Raw genomic sequence first — 17038 nt, forward strand, 5'->3', positions numbered from 1 at the left:
TTTTTTGCGTTGTAATTTTTTACACAGCCCGGCGAAGGAAAGCAGCGAAAGAAAGTGGCCAAGACAACCCTCGCCCCCTCCCTCCCCCCCTAAGGGACCTTCTTCCTTTAAGGGACCTTCTCCTCTCTTCCTTCCTTAAAGGACAAAGTCCGCTTAAGGAAGGAAGATCGCGTCGATGATCGCGCCGGCATCAAGCACGGCGGTCTTCTGGGAGTGGTCCTCGAGGTTCTTCACGGTGACTTCGCCCGCTTCGAGCTCGCGGTCGCCGAGGACAAGTGCGGTGTGGGCACCGGAACGGTCCGCGCCCTTCATCGAACCCTTAAGCCCGCGACCACCATAGGCCATGTCGGCGGAGATGCCGTTGGCGCGGAGTTCGTCGATAAGCTGTGCCATCTTCTTCGTGGCCTCAGCGCCGATGGCAACGCCATACACCTGCACGCGTTGATCGACGCCTTCAAGCGTGACGCCTTCAGCTTCCAGCGCGAGGATCGAGCGGTCAACGCCGAGACCAAAGCCGATGCCGGAGAGGTCCTGGCCACCGATTTGCGCCATGAGGCCGTCGTAGCGCCCACCGCCGCCGATGCCGGACTGCGCGCCGAGGCCGTCGTGGACGAACTCGAAACAGGTCTTGGTGTAGTAATCCAAGCCACGGACCATACGCGGATTGATCACGTACTCGATGCCTAAATCATCGAGGGAACCCGTGACGGTTTCGAAGTGCTCGCGACAGTCCGCGTCGAGGTGGTCGAGCATGAGCGGCGCGTCGGCGGTCATCTCTTGGACCTCCGGTCGCTTGTCATCCAGCACACGCAGCGGATTGATCTGTGCGCGGTGGCGGGTCTCCTCATCCAGCGGGAGGTCAAGCAGGAAATCCTGCAGCTTCTGGCGGTAGGCCGGGCGGCAGTTGCGGTCGCCCAAGCTGGTCAGCTCAAGGCGGAAACCGGTCAGACCAATAGCACGGTAGCAACGGTCGGCGAGTGCGATGACTTCGACGTCGAGAAGCGGATCGTCAACGCCAATGGCCTCGACGCCGACCTGCTGGAGCTGGCGGTAACGGCCGGCCTGCGGGCGCTCGTACCGGAAGAACGGGCCGTAGTAGTTGAGCTTGACCGGCAGCTGGCCGCGGTCGAGATTGTGCTCAATGACGGCGCGCATGACTCCTGCGGTACCTTCCGGGCGCAGGGTGACCGAGCGGTCGCCACGGTCAGCGAAGGTGTACATCTCCTTCGACACCACATCCGTGGATTCACCCACGCCGCGGGCGAACAGCGTGGTGTCCTCGAAGATCGGCAGCTCAATGTGCTGGTAGCCGGCAAGATGCGCCTGCTTCACAAACTCCGAACGCACCGCGTGGAACGTCGCGGAAGCTGGGGGCACATAATCCGGCACGCCCTTCGGCGCGGACAGGGGCTGAAACTTTTCGCTCTTCTCGGTGGTCACCTAGGCGATCTTAGCGCCCCTGCCCCGCCGCCTTGAGATATGGGTTGGTGGCGCGCTCCCGCTCCACCGTGGTCGCGGGGCCATGGCCGGGCAGGACAGTGAGTTTGTCATCCAAGTCCCACACCGGGCCCGCCAGCGTGCGGTCCATGGCCGCGGGATCAGACAACGGCAGGTCAGTACGCCCGATCGACCCGGCAAACAGCACGTCACCCGCAAAGACTACGTCTTCATCTTCCGCGATGAACAGCACGCACCCCGGCGAGTGGCCCGGCGCATGCACCGTGCGAAACCCGAGGCCCGCGAATTCCATCCGGCCGATCTCAACATGGCGCACATCCTCCGGCTGCTTCATCGCATCAACCTCAAAGATCTGACCAAAGTTGCCGGGGGCACCCCACTTGGGGTCCAGCATCACTGCATCGTCGGGGTGGATGTACACCGGCACACCAAACTCCGCGCAATCTCGCGTGTGGTCAATGTGCCCATGCGTGAGCACCACGGCCACAAGTTCCGCACCCGCCTTATCGACGATCTCCCTCACCGGCCCCGCCATATCCTTACCCGGATCAATGACGAAGGCTTCCGGCCGGCCACTGGCACCAGGCTTGCCTACGACGACGTAGGTATTGGTCTGGAACGGCCCGCCGGCAAGTCCCTGGATCTGCATTTAGCTCTCCAGTGCCTTCTTTGCTGCCTCGTAGTCCGGCTCATTGGCAATCTCAGGAACGAGCTCGGTGTGGACGATCTTGTGGTCCGCATCCGTCACTACAACAGAACGTGCCAGCAGGCCCTGGATCGGGGAACCCTGCATGATCACGCCGTAGTCTTCACCGAAGGTGGAACGGAAAGCGGATGCGCTGACCACATTCTCAATGCCTTCAGCAGCGCAGAAACGCTGTTGCGCGAACGGCAGATCCTTGGAGATGCACAGCACAACCGTGTCCTCCAGGCTGGCAGCCAGCTCATTGAATGCGCGCACAGACTGAGCACACACACCCGTATCCAGGGACGGGAAGATGTTGAGCACGAGCTTCTTTCCCGCGAAGTCCTTGTCCGTGACCGGCGCCATGTCGCCGCCAACGAGCTCGAATGCTGGCAGAGCCTCCCCTACTGCGGGCAGCTCACCAGAGGTAGTAGTCGGTTCATTTCGAAAAGTTACGGTAGCCATGTCTCCCTAGCGTAGAGATTCCTCGCCGTCGCTGCAGACGCCCGCACTATTCCAGTTCCTCTGTGCTGATACTCTTTATCTGCATTAGGCCCGGCTGCATCAGCCGCGGCCGAAGATTTACCGATTTATCCACGAGTGGAGGTCCGCCGAAGTGACGAACAACGCCCAGCGCGGCAAAGACGCACTGAAAGAACTTGACCGCGAGCTGAAGGCCCGCGACCGCAAGGAAAAGAGCAAGCCGTGGTCAGTTGCCGCGCTCGCACTTCTTGTCCTGGCACTGGTCGGTGGCGGCATCTACTTCGCCGCAACGTGGAACTCTGATGAGGAGGTCACGGCTGAGGAATCCAGTGAGCAGTCCACCGAACCGTCTGAGGACCTCACTCCGGTGGCACTGGCGAAGAAGCGCTCCACCCCACTGGATGACACCGTCAGCTGCACCTACACCGAGGATGGCCGCGACGATTACTACAAGGGCTTGCCGAAGCAGGACAACGTGTCCACCCAGGGCACCGTCGACGTTGAGTTTGATACCTCTGCCGGCCCGATCGGCCTGACCCTTGACCGCTCCGTGTCCCCGTGCACGGTCAACGCCATTGAGTACCTGGTCAAGGAGAAGTACTACGACAACACCGTCTGCCACCGCCTGACCTCCGGCGGCATCAACGTCCTCCAGTGTGGTGACCCGTCCGGCACTGGCGCTGGCGGCCCGGGCTTCCAATTCCCGGACGAGTACCCGGTTGACGACGACGCCGAGAACACCAACCAGTCCGTCATCTACGAGCGCGGCACTGTCGCAATGGCCAACTCCGGTCCGGACACCAACGGTTCCCAGTTCTTCCTTAACTACGGCGAGTCCCCGCTGGCCCCTGCCTACACCTACTTCGGCACCATCAACGAAGAAGGCCTGGCAACCCTGGACAAGATCGCCGAAGCAGGCATCGCTGAGGACGGCCAGTCCGCAATGGGTAGCGGCGACGGCGCACCGAAGGAAGAAGTGAAGATCAAGAAGGCCACGATCTCTTAAGCCCTCACCCCCACACCCCCAACGCCACCATGTGAGTTCAGTCACACATGGTGGCGTTGTTTCTATGAGGTTCTCAGTTTCAAGTGCAAGAACCCATGAATTCACCCTTTTGTATAAGTGCCAGATAAGAAAACTGCTGGTGACCTGTGAATCACCTCGCGTTACCCCTTGCAACAGCTAGTTAGCGCTTGTAGAGTAGCCAACGTCATCAACGAAGTAGAGTCACCGAAAGGGCTACACATGAAGATCCGTAAGAGCCTCCTCGCCGCAGCTACCGCTGCCGCTGTTTCCGTCTCCGGCGTCGTCGCCGCTCCGGCATTCGCTGCCGATGAGAACACCGGCACCGACAACACCGTCACCGCACCTGAGAACAAGGACGAGAAGAAGCCGGAGCTGACCGACAAGGAGAAGCGCAAGGAGAACTCCTCCAAGGCAGCTCGTGACATGTTCTACGATTACAACAAGGACACCAAGGAGTACTACATCTCCCCGTCCAAGATCACCGCTTGGATCGCAGTCATCACCTCAGTCCTGGGCCTCATCGGCAAGGTGATCAACTTCGGCCAGAAGAACTTCAAGTTCTAAATCTGCGCTGAGCTAAAGCGCACTAAGTCCACCCGGTTTTGTCCCCGGGTGGATTTTTTACTGCCTGCGTCCTCCCTTTCGTGAAGATGCAGTGATTATGTGCTCGAGGGCGAACCACATCCGTAACACCAAAGTTTGCCAAATAGGCTGAAAAAGGGCGCTCTAGGCTTAAAAATTGGCAGTTTGGCAAACTTAGGTGTTGCGATTGGTGTAATTGGGGCGGGAATGATGCGAGTATGGAGGTCGGCTAGGCGGTAACGCGGTAGACATCGAAGACGCCCTCGATGTTGCGAATCTGGTTCATCAGGGCACCGAGCTGCTTGGTGTCAGAGACCTGGAAGGTAAACCGCACGGTGGCGATGTGGTCGTCGGCGCAATGATGGTTGAGGGCAACCACGGGCAACTTCTGGTCGTTGAGTACTCGGGTGAGTTCAGCCAAGAGGCCTTGCTTGTCCAGCGCTTCCAACTGCATGGTGGCCATGGAGGCGCCGTGGCGGGAGCCGCGGTCCCAGGCGACGTCGATAAGCCGTGCAGATTCTTGGCGGAGCTTGTCCGCATTCGTGCAGTCCGAACGGTGAACCGAGACTCCCCCGCCGCGGGTGACAAACCCGAAGATGTCATCGCCGGGCACTGGCAGGCAGCAGCGGGCAAGTTTGGCCATGACATCCGGGGATCCTTCGACCAGAATGGCGGGACCGTCCGTTCGCGCGGGGGTCTTGACCAGCTCGGAGAACGGCGCGCGGGAGGCGAGGGCATCAACCGCATCATCCTCATCGCCGAACATGTCCATGAGCATGGTGACAACATGCTTGGCGGAAACATTGCCGGAGCCGATGGCGGTGTACAGCCCATCGACGTCCTCATAGCCCAGCTGGGTGGCCACCTTGTTCATGGAATCAGCGGTGAACAGGCGGTGTAGCGGCAGGCCACCACGCTGGACCTCCGCGGCCAGGGCATCACGGCCGGCTTCCAGGTGCTCCTCACGGCGCTCCTTGGCAAACCACTGACGGATCTTCGTCCGGGCACGCGGTGAAACAACGAATTCCTGCCAGTCGCGGGACGGGCCAGCATTGCTGTCCTTGGAGGTGAACACCTCTACCCTGTCGCCGGATTTCAGCGTGGACTCCAGCGCTACGAGCTTACCGTTGACCTTCGCGCCGATACAGCGGTGGCCGACTTCCGTGTGCACGGCGTAGGCGAAGTCCACCGGGGTGGATCCAGCCGGCAGGTTGATCACATCGCCCTTGGGCGTGAAGCAGAAGATCTGGGCCGATGTCAGGTCATAGCGCAGTGAGTCGAGGAATTCGTTGGGGTCTGCTGCTTCCTTCTGCCAGTCAAGTAGCTGACGCATCCACGTCATCTGGTCAATCTCAGCCTGGTCGCCCTTGTGGGAACCCTTCGTTTCCTTGTAGCGCCAGTGCGCAGCAACGCCGAACTCAGCGTTGTAGTGCATCTCATGGGTGCGCACCTGGATCTCCAGCGGGCGGCCAGAGTTGTTCATCACCGTGGTGTGCAAGGACTGGTAGACACCAAAGCGCGGGTTGGAAATGTAGTCCTTGAAGCGGCCCGGCATGGCGAAGTACATCGAGTGGACCACACCAATAGCGGCGTAGCAGTCGCTGACTGTGTCCACCAGAACGCGGATGCCCACGAGGTCAAAGATCTCGGCGAAGTCGCGGCCGCGCACAGCCATCTTCTGGTAGATCGACCAGTAGTGCTTCGGGCGGCCCATGACGTCAGCCTTCACACCGTTGGCTTTGAGCTCGTTCTGGATCTCAGTGGTGATCTCCTTGAGCGCCCGGTCACGCGACGGGGCACGCTCTGCGACGAGGCGGACGATCTCCTCGTACTTCTTCGGGTACAAGATGGCAAAGGCCAGGTCTTCAAGCTCCCACTTCACTGTGGCCATGCCCAGGCGGTGCGCCAGCGGCGCGATCACATCGAGGGTTTCTCGGGCCTTCTTCTCCTGCTTCTCCGGCGGGAGGAAACGCATGGTGCGCATGTTGTGCAGGCGGTCTGCCACCTTGATCACCAGCACGCGTGGGTCCTGCGCCATGGCCACGACCATCTTGCGGATCGTCTCAGCCTCAGCGGCGGAGCCGAAGGCGACCTTGTCCAGCTTGGTCACGCCGTCCACAAGACGGGCGACCTCCGGCCCGAAATCAGCAGTGAGATCCTCCAAGGAGTAGTCGGTGTCCTCCACCGTGTCATGCAGCAACGCCGCGATCACGGTGGTCGTGTCCATGCCGATCTCAGCGCAGATCGTCGCCACTGCCAAAGGGTGCGTGATGTACGGGTCCCCCGACTTACGGGTCACGCCTTCATGCAGGCGCTCCGCAGTGTCGTACGCGCGGGAAATATCATCGATAGAGCTCCGCGGGTGATATTTCCGGTGGATAGACAGCAACGGCTCCAACACCGGGTTGGTACGAGGACGCCCGCCGGTGAGAGAACGCGCGAGGCGCGCAGACACACTGCGCACGGACGACCCCGAGCGACGTTGCGGTCTATCGTGAGACGTCACTGATAACTCCTCCAGGGTCGGGGTCCAACACTTCTGATCAGTCTACCCAGTGGCGCCGCAGAAGTTTGTGGGTCCTACTCCCCTTTGTTCAGCACCACGAGGGGCACATCACCCAGGCGCTCGCGGCCACCCAGTCCGTCAACCTCAAGCACGACGACGCAACCACACACGGTGCCGCCGGCGCGCTCGATGAGGTCATGGGCGGCCATGAGGGTGCCGCCGGTGGCTAGGACATCGTCGACAAGCACAACGCGCTTGCCTTCGAACTGCATGCCCTCGGCTGGGATCTCCAGCGCGGCCTCGCCGTACTCGAGCGAGTACTCCTCGCGGATGACCGGCGGCGGCAGCTTACCCTTCTTGCGGATGGCCAGGATGCCCACGCCCATGTCATACGCCACGGCGGAACCAAGCAGAAAGCCGCGCGCGTCAAGGCCGCCGACCATGTCAGCGCCCATCTTCTCGCAGGCCGTCGACATTTCGCGAATGACAATATTCAACGCATCCTTGTCCGCGAGCACCGGTGTGAGGTCCTCGAAGAGCACCCCCTCCTCCGGGAAGTCCTGTACGTAGCGCATCCTGGCGGCGAGAGCCTCGCGCGCGGTGCTGTACGGGCCGGCCTGAGTGGCAGAGTTGGTTGCTGAGGTCTGGTCGGAGTGAGTCACGGTTCTACGAGCCGGCTTTCTTGTTGCGAGTGGTGGTGGCCCCAGGGATCTGCCAGCGGTCCAAATTCCAGCCGATCCCGACTGGGCCAGTGTAAACGACGACGTTCTTGATGTTCTTATCCACGATGAAGGTCCGCGGCTGAGCCGACAGCGGAATAGAGGGAAGCTCCTCCCACAGGCGCTGTTCCTCGGAGCGCAGGGACTGCAACTCCTCCGAGCGGGACACGGAAGTCTCATACTCCGACATCGGGTCAACGGCGCCGAGGTATGCGTCCACCATCTCCTTTTCGGTGTCATGCTCGTTCCATGCCGGCTGCTCGGTGCGCAGGTCACCGCGGGTCTTGCCGTTTCCGGTTGCATCAATCACTGTGATTCCTGCTGGTTCGCAGGAAGAGCGGATGGATTCAACCATGGCGGCCATGCGCTCGTTCGGGGCGAGGTATCCAATGCGCAGTTCAAGCCCCGCGGCCACCTTCGCGCCCTCAATGTCCACGGCCAAGTGGGGGTTGGCAATGTCGCCGAGGTGGCGCGTCATCGGGTCATTGTGGTTGAGCACATGTACAGGAGATGCGGGAAGGTCAATGCCTGCAATGCTTGACGACGCCGCCGCCACCGCCTGCGCATCCACACACTTCGCCAATGCTTGGCGGTTGGCCGGATCCGACCACGGACCGAAGTCCGCGAAGACGAGCGTGTCTGTCATCTCCCCGATCACAGTTTGCAGTTCCTGGTGGGCCTCTGGGGCGCTGGGGTCGAGGGATTCCTTCGCGCTACCCGTCGCATTGGCCCCAGACGCTGCAGTGGAATCACCGGCCACCGCATCATCGGCATTGGATCCCTCACCGGGATGCGGTGCGGCCTGGTACCAACTTGGGTTGTGATCGTCCAGGTCCGCCACCATGAGTGCGCCAGCCTTCTGGAGCTCTTCCGTGTTCTTCGTGGACGGCCACACGACGATCTTGTTCACGCCGGGTGCATCACCGTAGTAGTTCTCATTAGCCACCAGGGTGACTTCCCCTTCTTCCCCTACTGAATCAATCTTGTAGGGGCCGAAAGAGACCTGCAGTTCCGGGTCGAAATTAGCCAGGCTGAAGCCATAGCGCCAGACTTCTGCTGCACGCCTGAGCACATCCTCGTCAAAGGCATCCAGTGCCTGCGTCAGCTGAGCTGTCTCCATCCCAATCTTCTTGGCCACCGCGTGGGCAGGCAGTACTGTGCCCCCACCGAAGAGCTCGCGCCAACGACCTCCCTTGCCCTCCTGGAAGACAACGGTGAATTCCTTGGCGCCCGGGGTGCAATCCACGCGTTCCACCTGTTGCATCTGCGGCAAATGAGAAGAAAAGATCTGCGGGTTAGAGCCGGCGATGAAAGCCAGCTTGTAGTCATCACACGTCACCGGAACGCCATCGGAGAACACAGCCTGGTCGGTCAGTGTGTACACGACCTGGCGCTGCTGCCCCGGCAAAACCTGGGTGCTCACCAAATCCGTGTTAGGAATACGTTGCCCAGACGGGCCGGGGATGAAAGCACCGGGAAAAACACGGCCGGACAGGCGCTGCACCTTCATCGAATCGCCGAGGTTCGATGCCGCATTCGTCGTTACCAACGGCACCGGCAGCTGATAGCCGAAGTAATCCAGCGCGTTTGGGTCCGTCGCCTTCTCATTCGACGGCGAGCAGCCCGCGAGCACCAGTGCCGTCGCAGTGGTCAGCGCCGCCACGCCGGTGATCGCGCCACTCCGACGGGTACGTCGATGAGCGTTCTTTGCCTCGTGCTGCTTCCACGATGGTTTCCACACGGTTAATCCTTCCCCGCACCCAGATTCTTAACCCTGGTTCGGGCGCCAGGTCGTGGTGGAGGTCCGACCGTGATCTGGTTCAACATCAGCCTCTGCCCCGGCGGCTTCATGCTCCGCGCCAGCGTAGGAGACCTCAGCCGGCACGGTTACGGTGCGCTTTGCATTGCCGGTGGCAGCCTCAGCGTCATCGGACACACCGTTGCGGAAGTCTTCCACTTCCTTGTTGTGCTTCTTGTACGGCTTCTGCATGTTGGTCAGGGTGACCAACAGCGAGGTGGCCAGGAACAGCGAGGAAATAACGCCTTCCACGACACCGATGAGCTGGATCATCGCCAGGTCCTGCAGCGTACCCACGCCGAGCAGCCACACGGCCACGATCATCAGCGCGATGATCGGCAGAGCGGAAATGACGGACGTAGAAATGGAACGCATCAGGGTCTCGTTAACGGCCAGGTTCGCTTCCTCCGCGTAGGTGGAACGACGGGAATCCAGCACGCCCTCGGTGTTCTCCTTCACCTTGTCAAACACGATCACCGTGTCGTAGAGGGAGAAGGTCAGCACCGTCAGAAGACCAATGATCATCGCCGGGGTGACTTCGAGGCCGAAGAGGGAGTAGATGCCCATGATCACCACTCCGTCGAAAAGCAATGCGACCATCGCGGCGATAGCCATGTTGCGCTGCAGACGAACCGCAACGTACACAGCAGCAGCGATGAGGAAGATCACCATGGACAGAATCATGCGCTCCGTGATCGTGGAACCCCACGATTCAGACACCGTCGAATCACCGATGGCATCCGGCGAGGCCTTGCCGTCAGCGTCCTTCGGCTCGTGGGCCTTGTAGATTGCCTCGCGCGCCGTGTCGATCTGCTCTTGAGTGAGCAGCTCGGAGTTGATCTCCAGCGTGCGCGAATCACCCGCACCGACGATCTGCGTCAGCTCTGGGGTCACACCGGTGGCCTCGACGAAGGTGTCCTCGACTTCCTCCGCCACCAGGTCGCCGGCAGGCATGCTCATCTTCGTGCCGCCCTCAAAGTCAATGCCCAGGTTGAATCCGCGCAGAGCCATCGCTGCGAACGAAATCACCAGCAGCACAATAGCGATGGTGTACCAGAGCTTGGAACGACCAACGAAGTCAATCGCACCCTTGCCCTCGTAGAGGCGCTCAATGCCCGTTGCACGGCGCTCCTCGAGGTTAATGTTCTCCGCAGCCGCGTCTGCCACAACCGGTCCCGACTGCGTGGAGTTAATGGAGTTACTCACAGTTAGTTCTCCTTGGTCTCGGTTGGGGTGTCCGCTACGACGGTCTTTTCTGCTTGTCGACGAACCCTAGTACGCCCCACTGCCTCCGGGTTCAGCTTGCCAGCCTCGAAGGCCTTGGCCATGCCGTTCACAGCCGGCTTTCCCCAGAACTTCTTGCGGGAAGCCAGGATCATGATCGGCGCGGTGACCAGGAAGGTGACCAGGAGGTCGAAGATCGTGGTCAGACCCATGGTGAAGGCAAATCCCTTGACCTCGCCGACAGCGAGGAAGTAAATGATCACTGCGCCGATCAGGGTGACCATGTTGCCTGTGATGATCGTGTCCTTCGCGCGTTCCCAACCATTGAGGGTTGCCGAGCGGAAGGTTCTGCCGCGACGGACTTCGTCCTTGACACGCTCATACAGAACGACGAAGGAGTCAGCCGTGGTACCGATACCGATGATCAGACCCGCAACACCGGACAGATCCAGTGTGTAGCCGATCCAGCGACCGAGCAGCACCAGCGCGCCGTACACCAGCAGGCCAGCGCACAGCAGCGTGAACAGGGAGATCAGGCCGTACAGGCGGTAGTAGAAGAACACGAACGCTGCGACGAGCGCCAGGCCCACCAGGCCAGCGATGATGCCCGCCTTGAGCGAAGCGAGACCCAGCGACGGCGGAACCGTGGTTGCGGTACCACCCGGCTCACCGTTCTCACCAGCAAAGGACAGTGGCAGCGCACCGTAGCGCAGGTTGTTGGCCAGGTTCTCTGCCTCTTCCTGGGTGAACTGACCGGTGATCGAGGTTGCCGAGCCAACCGGCGTCGGCGACTGGATCTGCGGTGCAGAGATCACCTGGGAGTCCAGGGTGATAGCAATCTGCTGGCCCACCATGGCGGACGTCAGAGCGGCCCACGTGGACGAACCGTTGTGCTCACCTTCCTGGCTGAACGCGAAGTTGATCTCCATCTGGCCAGTCTGGGAGTTGAAGCCACCCGTGATCGGGCGGTTCGTATCAATCTGGTTACCCGTCAGGCGTGGGCCCTCCGGGTCCTCAACGCCCTGCAGCAGCGGGACCGGATCCAGCAGCAGCGGGGAGCCCGAGTTGGAGTCACATGCAACGAGTGGCTTCGTCGGATCATCCGTACCCGCCAGCGGGTCAGCCGGTGCCGGGGTGTCCGGGGTAGCCGGCTGGCACTTCATCAGCATCGCAGCGGCCTGCAGGGCCGTCGGGTCAGCGGACTGACGGTCATTGCGCAGCATCTCGGTTGCCTCTTGGCGGAACTCAGCTGCCTCAAGGGAGTTTTCCGGCTCCTCCTTCGGCTTAGCCGTGATCTCCGGCGCGGTGATCTTCTCCAGCGCGGGTGTTGTGGCCCCTTCTTCTCCGCCGGCTTGCTGGTTCTCAACCTGCTGGTTGAAGCTATCAGCAAACAGGTTCACCGTGTTCTTTGCTTCTTCCGGGGTAAGAACGCGGTACTCAACCCAACGGTTGGCCATCTCCCCCAGCACCTTGGGGAAGGCCGCTTGATCAACCTGACCAGCGGCCTGCGATACCGGACGGAACAGCAGCTGGGAGGTCTGACCGATGCTGCGCACCTCAGACGTATCCTCACCAGCCACGGTGATCACCAGCGTGTTGCCGTCGACGACAACGGAGGCGCCAGAAACGCCCATGCCGTTCACACGATTTTCCAGAATGGTGCGGGCTTGGTTCAGCTGGTCATTCGTTGGCTCCTCGCCCTGCGGGACGAGGGTCACACGGGTACCGCCCTGAAGGTCAATACCCAGCTTCGGGCTTGCTTGCCTATCACCCGTGAAAAACACAAGGGCGTAGGTAGCAATAAGAATAAGCGCGAACAGCGCTAGTGCCCGTGCTGGCCACTCCTTCTTCGATGCGCCTTCGCGCGAAGTCCGCTTCGATGTTTTCTTCGAAGTCACGTACAAGATCTCCTGATAGCCTGCTACTTCCACTCCGCCTCACCAGCTGTTCAAACCAGCCTGCGGGGAAGCACAGTGGGTGTCTATTCACTTCTGCCCATGAAAAGGCACAAGGTCCAAAAAGTGATGGTACGTCATGTACCCGGAAATAATTAAGCCCGGCCCGCTTTCACAGCAAGGCCGGAGCAGGATGGAACTAGACCGCGGTTAGTTGTCTTTCTGCTCTTGCAGGTCTTCCACCGTCGGCTCATCCCGGTATGCGACGGGCTCAACCTCTTCTTCGATGCGCTTGTACACACCGACGCGCTCCATGGTCACCACTACACCCGGTGCGATCTCCAGATCAACCGTCTCCTCATTGCCCGCCACGACCGTGCCATGGAAGCCGGAGACGCTGATGATCTTGTCACCAGGGGCGATGGCTGCCTGAAGTTGCTTTGCTTCTTCCATGCGCTTGCGCTGGGACCGGGTCATCAGCAGCGTGGGCAGAGCGAACAGTGCGAAGATAAATAGAAGAAGAAGAATTTCCATAGTTCCTAATTCTTTCATACGGCGTTGATCACATCAGGTGTAGTTGCCCCGGGGCCTCTGGCGGCGGGGTCATGCCTAGGTGGTGCCAGGCAGCAGCGGTGGCGACGCGTCCTCGACCGGTTCGGGCCATAAGTCCCGCCCGCACAAGGTATGGCTCGCAGACCTCCTCCACCGTGGAGGGTTCCTCCCCCACCGCGATAGCCAGGGTGCTCACGCCGACGGGGCCACCGCCATGAGACTTAATTAGGGTCTCCAGCACTGCCCGGTCGAGACGATCAAGGCCCAGCTCATCGACGTCGAAGACTTCGAGTGCCTGGCGTGCAGCGTCCACCGTGACGCGCCCATCTCCATTGACCTCAGCCCAGTCACGCACGCGGCGCAGCAGCCGGTTGGCAATACGGGGTGTCCCACGGGAGCGGGAGCCGATCTCCACTGCCGCATCATGGTCAATCTCCACACCCAGGATCGACGCGGCACGAGTGATCACATGCGTGAGATCATCAACGTCGTAGAACTCCATCTGCGCGGTGAAGCCGAAACGGTCACGCAGCGGGCCGGTAAGCATGCCCGCGCGCGTTGTTGCGCCCACGAGGGTGAACGGCGGGATCTCCAACGGAATCGAGGTAGCACCGGGGCCTTTGCCGACGATCACGTCAATGCGGAAATCCTCCATCGCCATGTAGAGCATCTCCTCAGCGGGACGGGCGATGCGGTGGATCTCGTCGATGAAAAGCACATCGCCTTCCATGAGGTTGGACAGCATCGCTGCAAGATCCCCGGCTCGCTCGAGTGCCGGGCCAGACGTCATGCGTAACGACGTTCCCAGTTCCTGCGCCACAATCATCGCCATCGTCGTCTTACCCAAACCAGGCGGGCCGGACAGAAGAATATGGTCCGGTGTCACATTGCGTTTCTTCGCACCTTCAAGAACAAGGCCAAGCTGCTGGCGCACCTTTGGCTGACCAATGAACTCATCAATAGATTTCGGGCGCAGTGACCTCTCATAGTCCCGTTCCTCCGACTGCTGCGCGGCATCAATCGGTGAATTAATCTGCCGCGCCAGCTCCGGCGGCAGTTCAAACTCAGTCTTTTCTACATCAGACATCCGTCACTGCACCTCCCCCTTCTATTTCTTACCCAAACGGTTAAGTGCTGCGCGCAGCAATGCAGAGGAATCCACCTCTGGGTCTTCTTCCACGACAGCGCCAACCGCGGTGCGTGCACTCTTCTCCGGGAAGCCAAGACCGACGAGCGCCTCCACCACCTGTTCCGTGGCAAAGGAGGCACTAGCGGTTGCTGCTGTCGCTGCACCGCTAGCATCACCTTCGGCAGCCGGTGCCGCATAGACACCCTTCAGCTTGTCCTTGAGCTCAAGGATCAAACGGTCAGCCATCTTCTTGCCCACACCGGGGATGGCTTGAATCGCCTTGGAATCACCGGCAGTGATGTGCCCAGCAAGCTCAGCTGGTTCAAAGACGGACAAAGAGGCCATTGCCAACTTCGGACCCAGCCCAGAAACGGTGGTGAGGCGGTGGAACATGCTGCGCCCATCATCATCAGTAAACCCATAGAGGGTCATGCTGTCTTCTTTGACCACCATCGCGGTCAACACACGAGCATTCTCACCGCGGGTCAACCGGCCCAGGGTCGGCGGGGTGGCCATGAAGCGATATCCCACACCAGCACACTCAATGACAGCGTGGTCCAAACCAATGGCGATCACTTCGCCGTTCAGAGAATCAATCATGGGTTTACTCGTGCCTTTCCATTCACGGGATTCCTTGGGGTCGATGCAGGGCTTTGCGCCGCCAGCGCTGCTGCCGCAGCACCACGCGCAAGCAGTGGTGCACGCCAGCAATGACACACAGCAATGGCCAGCGCATCAGCGGCATCCGCTGGCTTCGGCGGCGCGGACAGGCCCAGAATGCGCGTAATCATCGCGGTCATCTGTTTCTTATCCGCACGGCCATTACCGGAAATCGCCTTCTTCACCTCGGACGGGGTGTACATGTACACCGGGATATCGCGCTCCGCGGCTGCCAACACCATCACGCCAACGGCATGAGCGGTCTGCATCACGGTGGATACGTTGCCACGTTCGAAGATGCGCTCCATTGCCACGACGTCTGGCTTGTAATCATCCATCCATTCGTTCACAGCATGGGACAGACGCAACAAACGCTGAGCGAGTTCCGCATCTGACGGCGTGCGCACAACACCCACCGCCACGGGGATCACCTGCCTGCCCTTGCCAGCCTGGATCACGGACAGGCCACACCGGGTCAAGCCCGGGTCAATGCCCATCACGCGCAGGCCCTCAAGGTTCATAGCTCCCCTTCACTACCCCGACCTTCGGAGTCACACACTTGTTCTACCACAAGAACACACATACCCGGCCTCCCACACGGAAGACCGGGTATCTGAATGCAGTTTTGGGGTTACTCGTTAGCCAGTGCCTCAGCAACCTCGTCCGACATCGTCATGTTGGTGTAGACGTTCTGGACATCGTCGGCGTCCTCCAACGCGTCGATAAGCTTCTCCAGCTTCTTCGCGCCCTCCAGGTCCAACTCGACCTCGACAGAAGCACGAAAGTCCTGGTCCGTCTCCTCGACTTCAATGCCAGCGTCCTTCAGCGCGTCGCGCACTGCGTGCAGATCAGTTGCCTCAGAGACAACCTCGAAGTGCTCGCCCAGGTCATTGACCTCTTCCGCACCAGCCTCAAGGACAGCCATGAGCACGTCGTCCTCCGTCAGGTCGCCCTTGACCACGGTGTTCACGCCCTTACGGCTGAACATGTAGCCAACGGAACCGGACTCACCCAGGTTGCCACCGTTCTTGGTCATCGCGGTGCGCACCTCAGTCGCAGCACGGTTGCGGTTATCCGTCAGGCACTGGATGAGCATGGCCACACCATTCGGACCGTAGCCCTCGTAGGTGATGTCCTCCCAGTCGGAGCCACCAGCTTCCTCACCGGAGCCACGCTTGCGGGCGCGCTCAATGTTGTCCTTGGGCACAGAAGCCTTCTGTGCCTTGCGGATCATGTCGTCGAGGGTCGGGTTACCAGCCGGGTCACCACCGCCAGTACGTGCGGCGACCTCAATGTCCTTGATCAGTTTCGCCCACAGCTTGGAACGCTTCGCGTCATTAGCAGCTTTCTTGTGCTTGGTAGTAGCCCATTTTGAGTGGCCAGCCATGTGCCATCTCCCCTTTCCTCTGGCTAAAGTGTCGGCTGCCTAGTATACGCCGACCCTTTCAGCCAGTTTTTCTGCCACTACTCGAAGGCGACTTTGCCCTCCGCCAAGGTGCGAGTCAGGCCTTCCTGCACCACCATGGCCACCAGGTTTCCCTTGGAGTCGAAGACACGGCCCTGGGTCAGGGCGCGGCCACCGTGTGCGGACGGGGAAACCTGGTCATACAGCATCCACTCATCGGCGCGGAAGGGGCGCAGGAACCACATCGCGTGGTCCAGGGACGCCATCTGCACCTTGTGTCCACGGTGCGGGACCAAAGCCGAGTGCAGCAGAGTCAGGTCAGACATGTACGCCAGGGTGCAAATGTGGAAGGTCTGATCATCCGGCAACGCGCGACGGGATTTAAACCACACCACCTGCTGGCTGGGCGTGTACGGGTTGTGCGCAAAGTCATTGTCGGGCACCACACGCACATCCCAGTCCTTCGCCCACATGGAGAAGAACTTCAGCGGGCCGCCTGCCTGCTCCAGCGGGATGACGTCATCTGGTGGCGGAACTTCACGCATCTTGTCGGAGTGCTCAATGCCCTCATCGTTGGTGATGTGGAAGCTTGCCTCAAGCGAGAAGATTGTCTCCCCGTCCTGAATCGCGTGAACAAGGCGGGTGGCAAAGCTACGCCCATCACGGACGCGGTCCACCATAAAAATGGTGTCCTGGTCTGCCTTGCCAGGGCGAATAAAGTAACTGTGCAGGGAGTGGACAACCTTGTCCTCTTCCACCGTCTTCGTTGCCGCGGACAGGCTCTGCGCTGCTACCTGGCCACCGTAGGTGCGCTGCAGACCACTAAAAACACCCTTCCCGCGGAAGATGTTGGTGTCCAGCTGCTCCAGGTTCAGAAGGTCATCGATCTTGGGTACATCAAAATCCATGAAACAT

General features: G+C 60.5%; 16 protein-coding genes. 2 read left to right on the plus strand and 14 right to left on the minus strand.

All coding sequences use genetic code 11. The annotated features are described in order from the left end of the window. Window positions 1–153: 153 nt before the first annotated feature. The 3 genes from hisS to tpx are packed head-to-tail and all read right to left on the minus strand — an operon-like array spanning window position 154 to window position 2608. Complete coding sequence (hisS, locus tag L8U60_RS01425; RefSeq protein ID WP_269964600.1) at window positions 154–1440, minus strand: histidine--tRNA ligase; 1287 nt, start codon at window positions 1438–1440, stop codon at window positions 154–156. 10 nt (window positions 1441–1450) lie between these two features. Then, window positions 1451–2107 (minus strand): MBL fold metallo-hydrolase, encoded by a 657-nt coding sequence (locus tag L8U60_RS01430; RefSeq protein ID WP_269964601.1) that lies wholly within the window; start codon window positions 2105–2107, stop codon window positions 1451–1453. Further along, the gene (gene tpx / locus L8U60_RS01435) at window positions 2108–2608 is read right to left on the minus strand and encodes a thiol peroxidase (RefSeq protein WP_269964602.1); all 501 of its coding nucleotides are present in this window, start codon (window positions 2606–2608) and stop codon (window positions 2108–2110) included. A 151-nt stretch (window positions 2609–2759) separates the two neighbouring features. Between tpx and L8U60_RS01440 the strand changes: the two genes are divergently transcribed. Further along, window positions 2760–3632: a peptidylprolyl isomerase gene (locus L8U60_RS01440; RefSeq protein ID WP_269964603.1), complete on the plus strand. Its 873-nt coding sequence runs from the start codon at window positions 2760–2762 to the stop codon at window positions 3630–3632. Between the two features lie 240 nt (window positions 3633–3872). Then, window positions 3873–4217, plus strand: a complete 345-nt coding sequence (locus L8U60_RS01445) for a hypothetical protein (RefSeq protein WP_269964604.1) — start codon at window positions 3873–3875, stop codon at window positions 4215–4217. Window positions 4218–4464: 247 nt separating this feature from the next. Here L8U60_RS01445 and L8U60_RS01450 read toward each other — a convergent pair whose 3' ends face one another. From L8U60_RS01450 to L8U60_RS01500, 11 genes are all read right to left on the minus strand, one after another. Beyond that, complete coding sequence (locus L8U60_RS01450) at window positions 4465–6741, minus strand: RelA/SpoT family protein (RefSeq protein ID WP_269964605.1); 2277 nt, start codon at window positions 6739–6741, stop codon at window positions 4465–4467. A gap of 74 nt (window positions 6742–6815) precedes the next feature. Continuing rightward, a complete protein-coding gene (locus tag L8U60_RS01455; RefSeq protein WP_269964606.1) occupies window positions 6816–7403 on the minus strand; it encodes an adenine phosphoribosyltransferase in 588 nt (195 codons plus the stop codon). 4 nt (window positions 7404–7407) lie between these two features. Beyond that, window positions 7408–9201, minus strand: a complete 1794-nt coding sequence (locus tag L8U60_RS01460; RefSeq protein WP_269964607.1) for an ABC transporter substrate-binding protein — start codon at window positions 9199–9201, stop codon at window positions 7408–7410. A gap of 27 nt (window positions 9202–9228) precedes the next feature. Further along, complete coding sequence (secF, locus tag L8U60_RS01465) at window positions 9229–10401, minus strand: protein translocase subunit SecF (protein ID WP_420840135.1); 1173 nt, start codon at window positions 10399–10401, stop codon at window positions 9229–9231. A 65-nt stretch (window positions 10402–10466) separates the two neighbouring features. Further along, on the minus strand, window positions 10467–12380 hold the full coding sequence (gene secD / locus L8U60_RS01470) for a protein translocase subunit SecD (RefSeq protein ID WP_269964608.1): 1914 nt from the start codon (window positions 12378–12380) through the stop codon (window positions 10467–10469). A 207-nt stretch (window positions 12381–12587) separates the two neighbouring features. After that, complete coding sequence (gene yajC / locus L8U60_RS01475) at window positions 12588–12911, minus strand: preprotein translocase subunit YajC (RefSeq protein ID WP_269964609.1); 324 nt, start codon at window positions 12909–12911, stop codon at window positions 12588–12590. Between the two features lie 28 nt (window positions 12912–12939). After that, the gene (gene ruvB / locus L8U60_RS01480) at window positions 12940–14016 is read right to left on the minus strand and encodes a Holliday junction branch migration DNA helicase RuvB (RefSeq protein WP_269964610.1); all 1077 of its coding nucleotides are present in this window, start codon (window positions 14014–14016) and stop codon (window positions 12940–12942) included. Window positions 14017–14037: 21 nt separating this feature from the next. Further along, the gene (gene ruvA / locus L8U60_RS01485) at window positions 14038–14658 is read right to left on the minus strand and encodes a Holliday junction branch migration protein RuvA (RefSeq protein ID WP_269964611.1); all 621 of its coding nucleotides are present in this window, start codon (window positions 14656–14658) and stop codon (window positions 14038–14040) included. After that, window positions 14655–15239: a crossover junction endodeoxyribonuclease RuvC gene (gene ruvC, locus L8U60_RS01490; RefSeq protein WP_269964612.1), complete on the minus strand. Its 585-nt coding sequence runs from the start codon at window positions 15237–15239 to the stop codon at window positions 14655–14657. The genes ruvA and ruvC overlap by 4 nt, the downstream gene beginning before the upstream one ends. Window positions 15240–15349: 110 nt before the next feature. Beyond that, window positions 15350–16105 (minus strand): YebC/PmpR family DNA-binding transcriptional regulator, encoded by a 756-nt coding sequence (locus L8U60_RS01495; RefSeq protein ID WP_269964613.1) that lies wholly within the window; start codon window positions 16103–16105, stop codon window positions 15350–15352. A 77-nt stretch (window positions 16106–16182) separates the two neighbouring features. Next, window positions 16183–17031, minus strand: a complete 849-nt coding sequence (locus tag L8U60_RS01500; protein WP_269964614.1) for an acyl-CoA thioesterase — start codon at window positions 17029–17031, stop codon at window positions 16183–16185. Between the last annotated feature and the right edge of the window lie 7 nt (window positions 17032–17038).

Source organism: Corynebacterium meitnerae, assembly GCF_027570075.1.
GTDB classification, from domain to species: Bacteria; Actinomycetota; Actinomycetes; order Mycobacteriales; family Mycobacteriaceae; genus Corynebacterium; species Corynebacterium meitnerae.

Excerpts from the sequence above, each read along its gene's own strand:
- L8U60_RS01430 (WP_269964601.1), bottom strand. The coding sequence starts at position 2,107 with ATGCAGATCCAGGGACTTGCCGGCGGGCCGTTCCAGACCAATACCTAC.
- tpx (WP_269964602.1), bottom strand. The coding sequence starts at position 2,608 with ATGGCTACCGTAACTTTTCGAAATGAACCGACTACTACCTCTGGTGAG.
- L8U60_RS01445 (WP_269964604.1), top strand. The coding sequence starts at position 3,873 with ATGAAGATCCGTAAGAGCCTCCTCGCCGCAGCTACCGCTGCCGCTGTT.
- yajC (WP_269964609.1), bottom strand. The coding sequence starts at position 12,911 with ATGGAAATTCTTCTTCTTCTATTTATCTTCGCACTGTTCGCTCTGCCC.
- ruvB (WP_269964610.1), bottom strand. The coding sequence starts at position 14,016 with ATGTCTGATGTAGAAAAGACTGAGTTTGAACTGCCGCCGGAGCTGGCG.
- ruvA (WP_269964611.1), bottom strand. The coding sequence starts at position 14,658 with ATGATTGATTCTCTGAACGGCGAAGTGATCGCCATTGGTTTGGACCAC.
- ruvC (WP_269964612.1), bottom strand. The coding sequence starts at position 15,239 with ATGAACCTTGAGGGCCTGCGCGTGATGGGCATTGACCCGGGCTTGACC.
- L8U60_RS01495 (WP_269964613.1), bottom strand. The coding sequence starts at position 16,105 with ATGGCTGGCCACTCAAAATGGGCTACTACCAAGCACAAGAAAGCTGCT.
- L8U60_RS01500 (WP_269964614.1), bottom strand. The coding sequence starts at position 17,031 with ATGGATTTTGATGTACCCAAGATCGATGACCTTCTGAACCTGGAGCAG.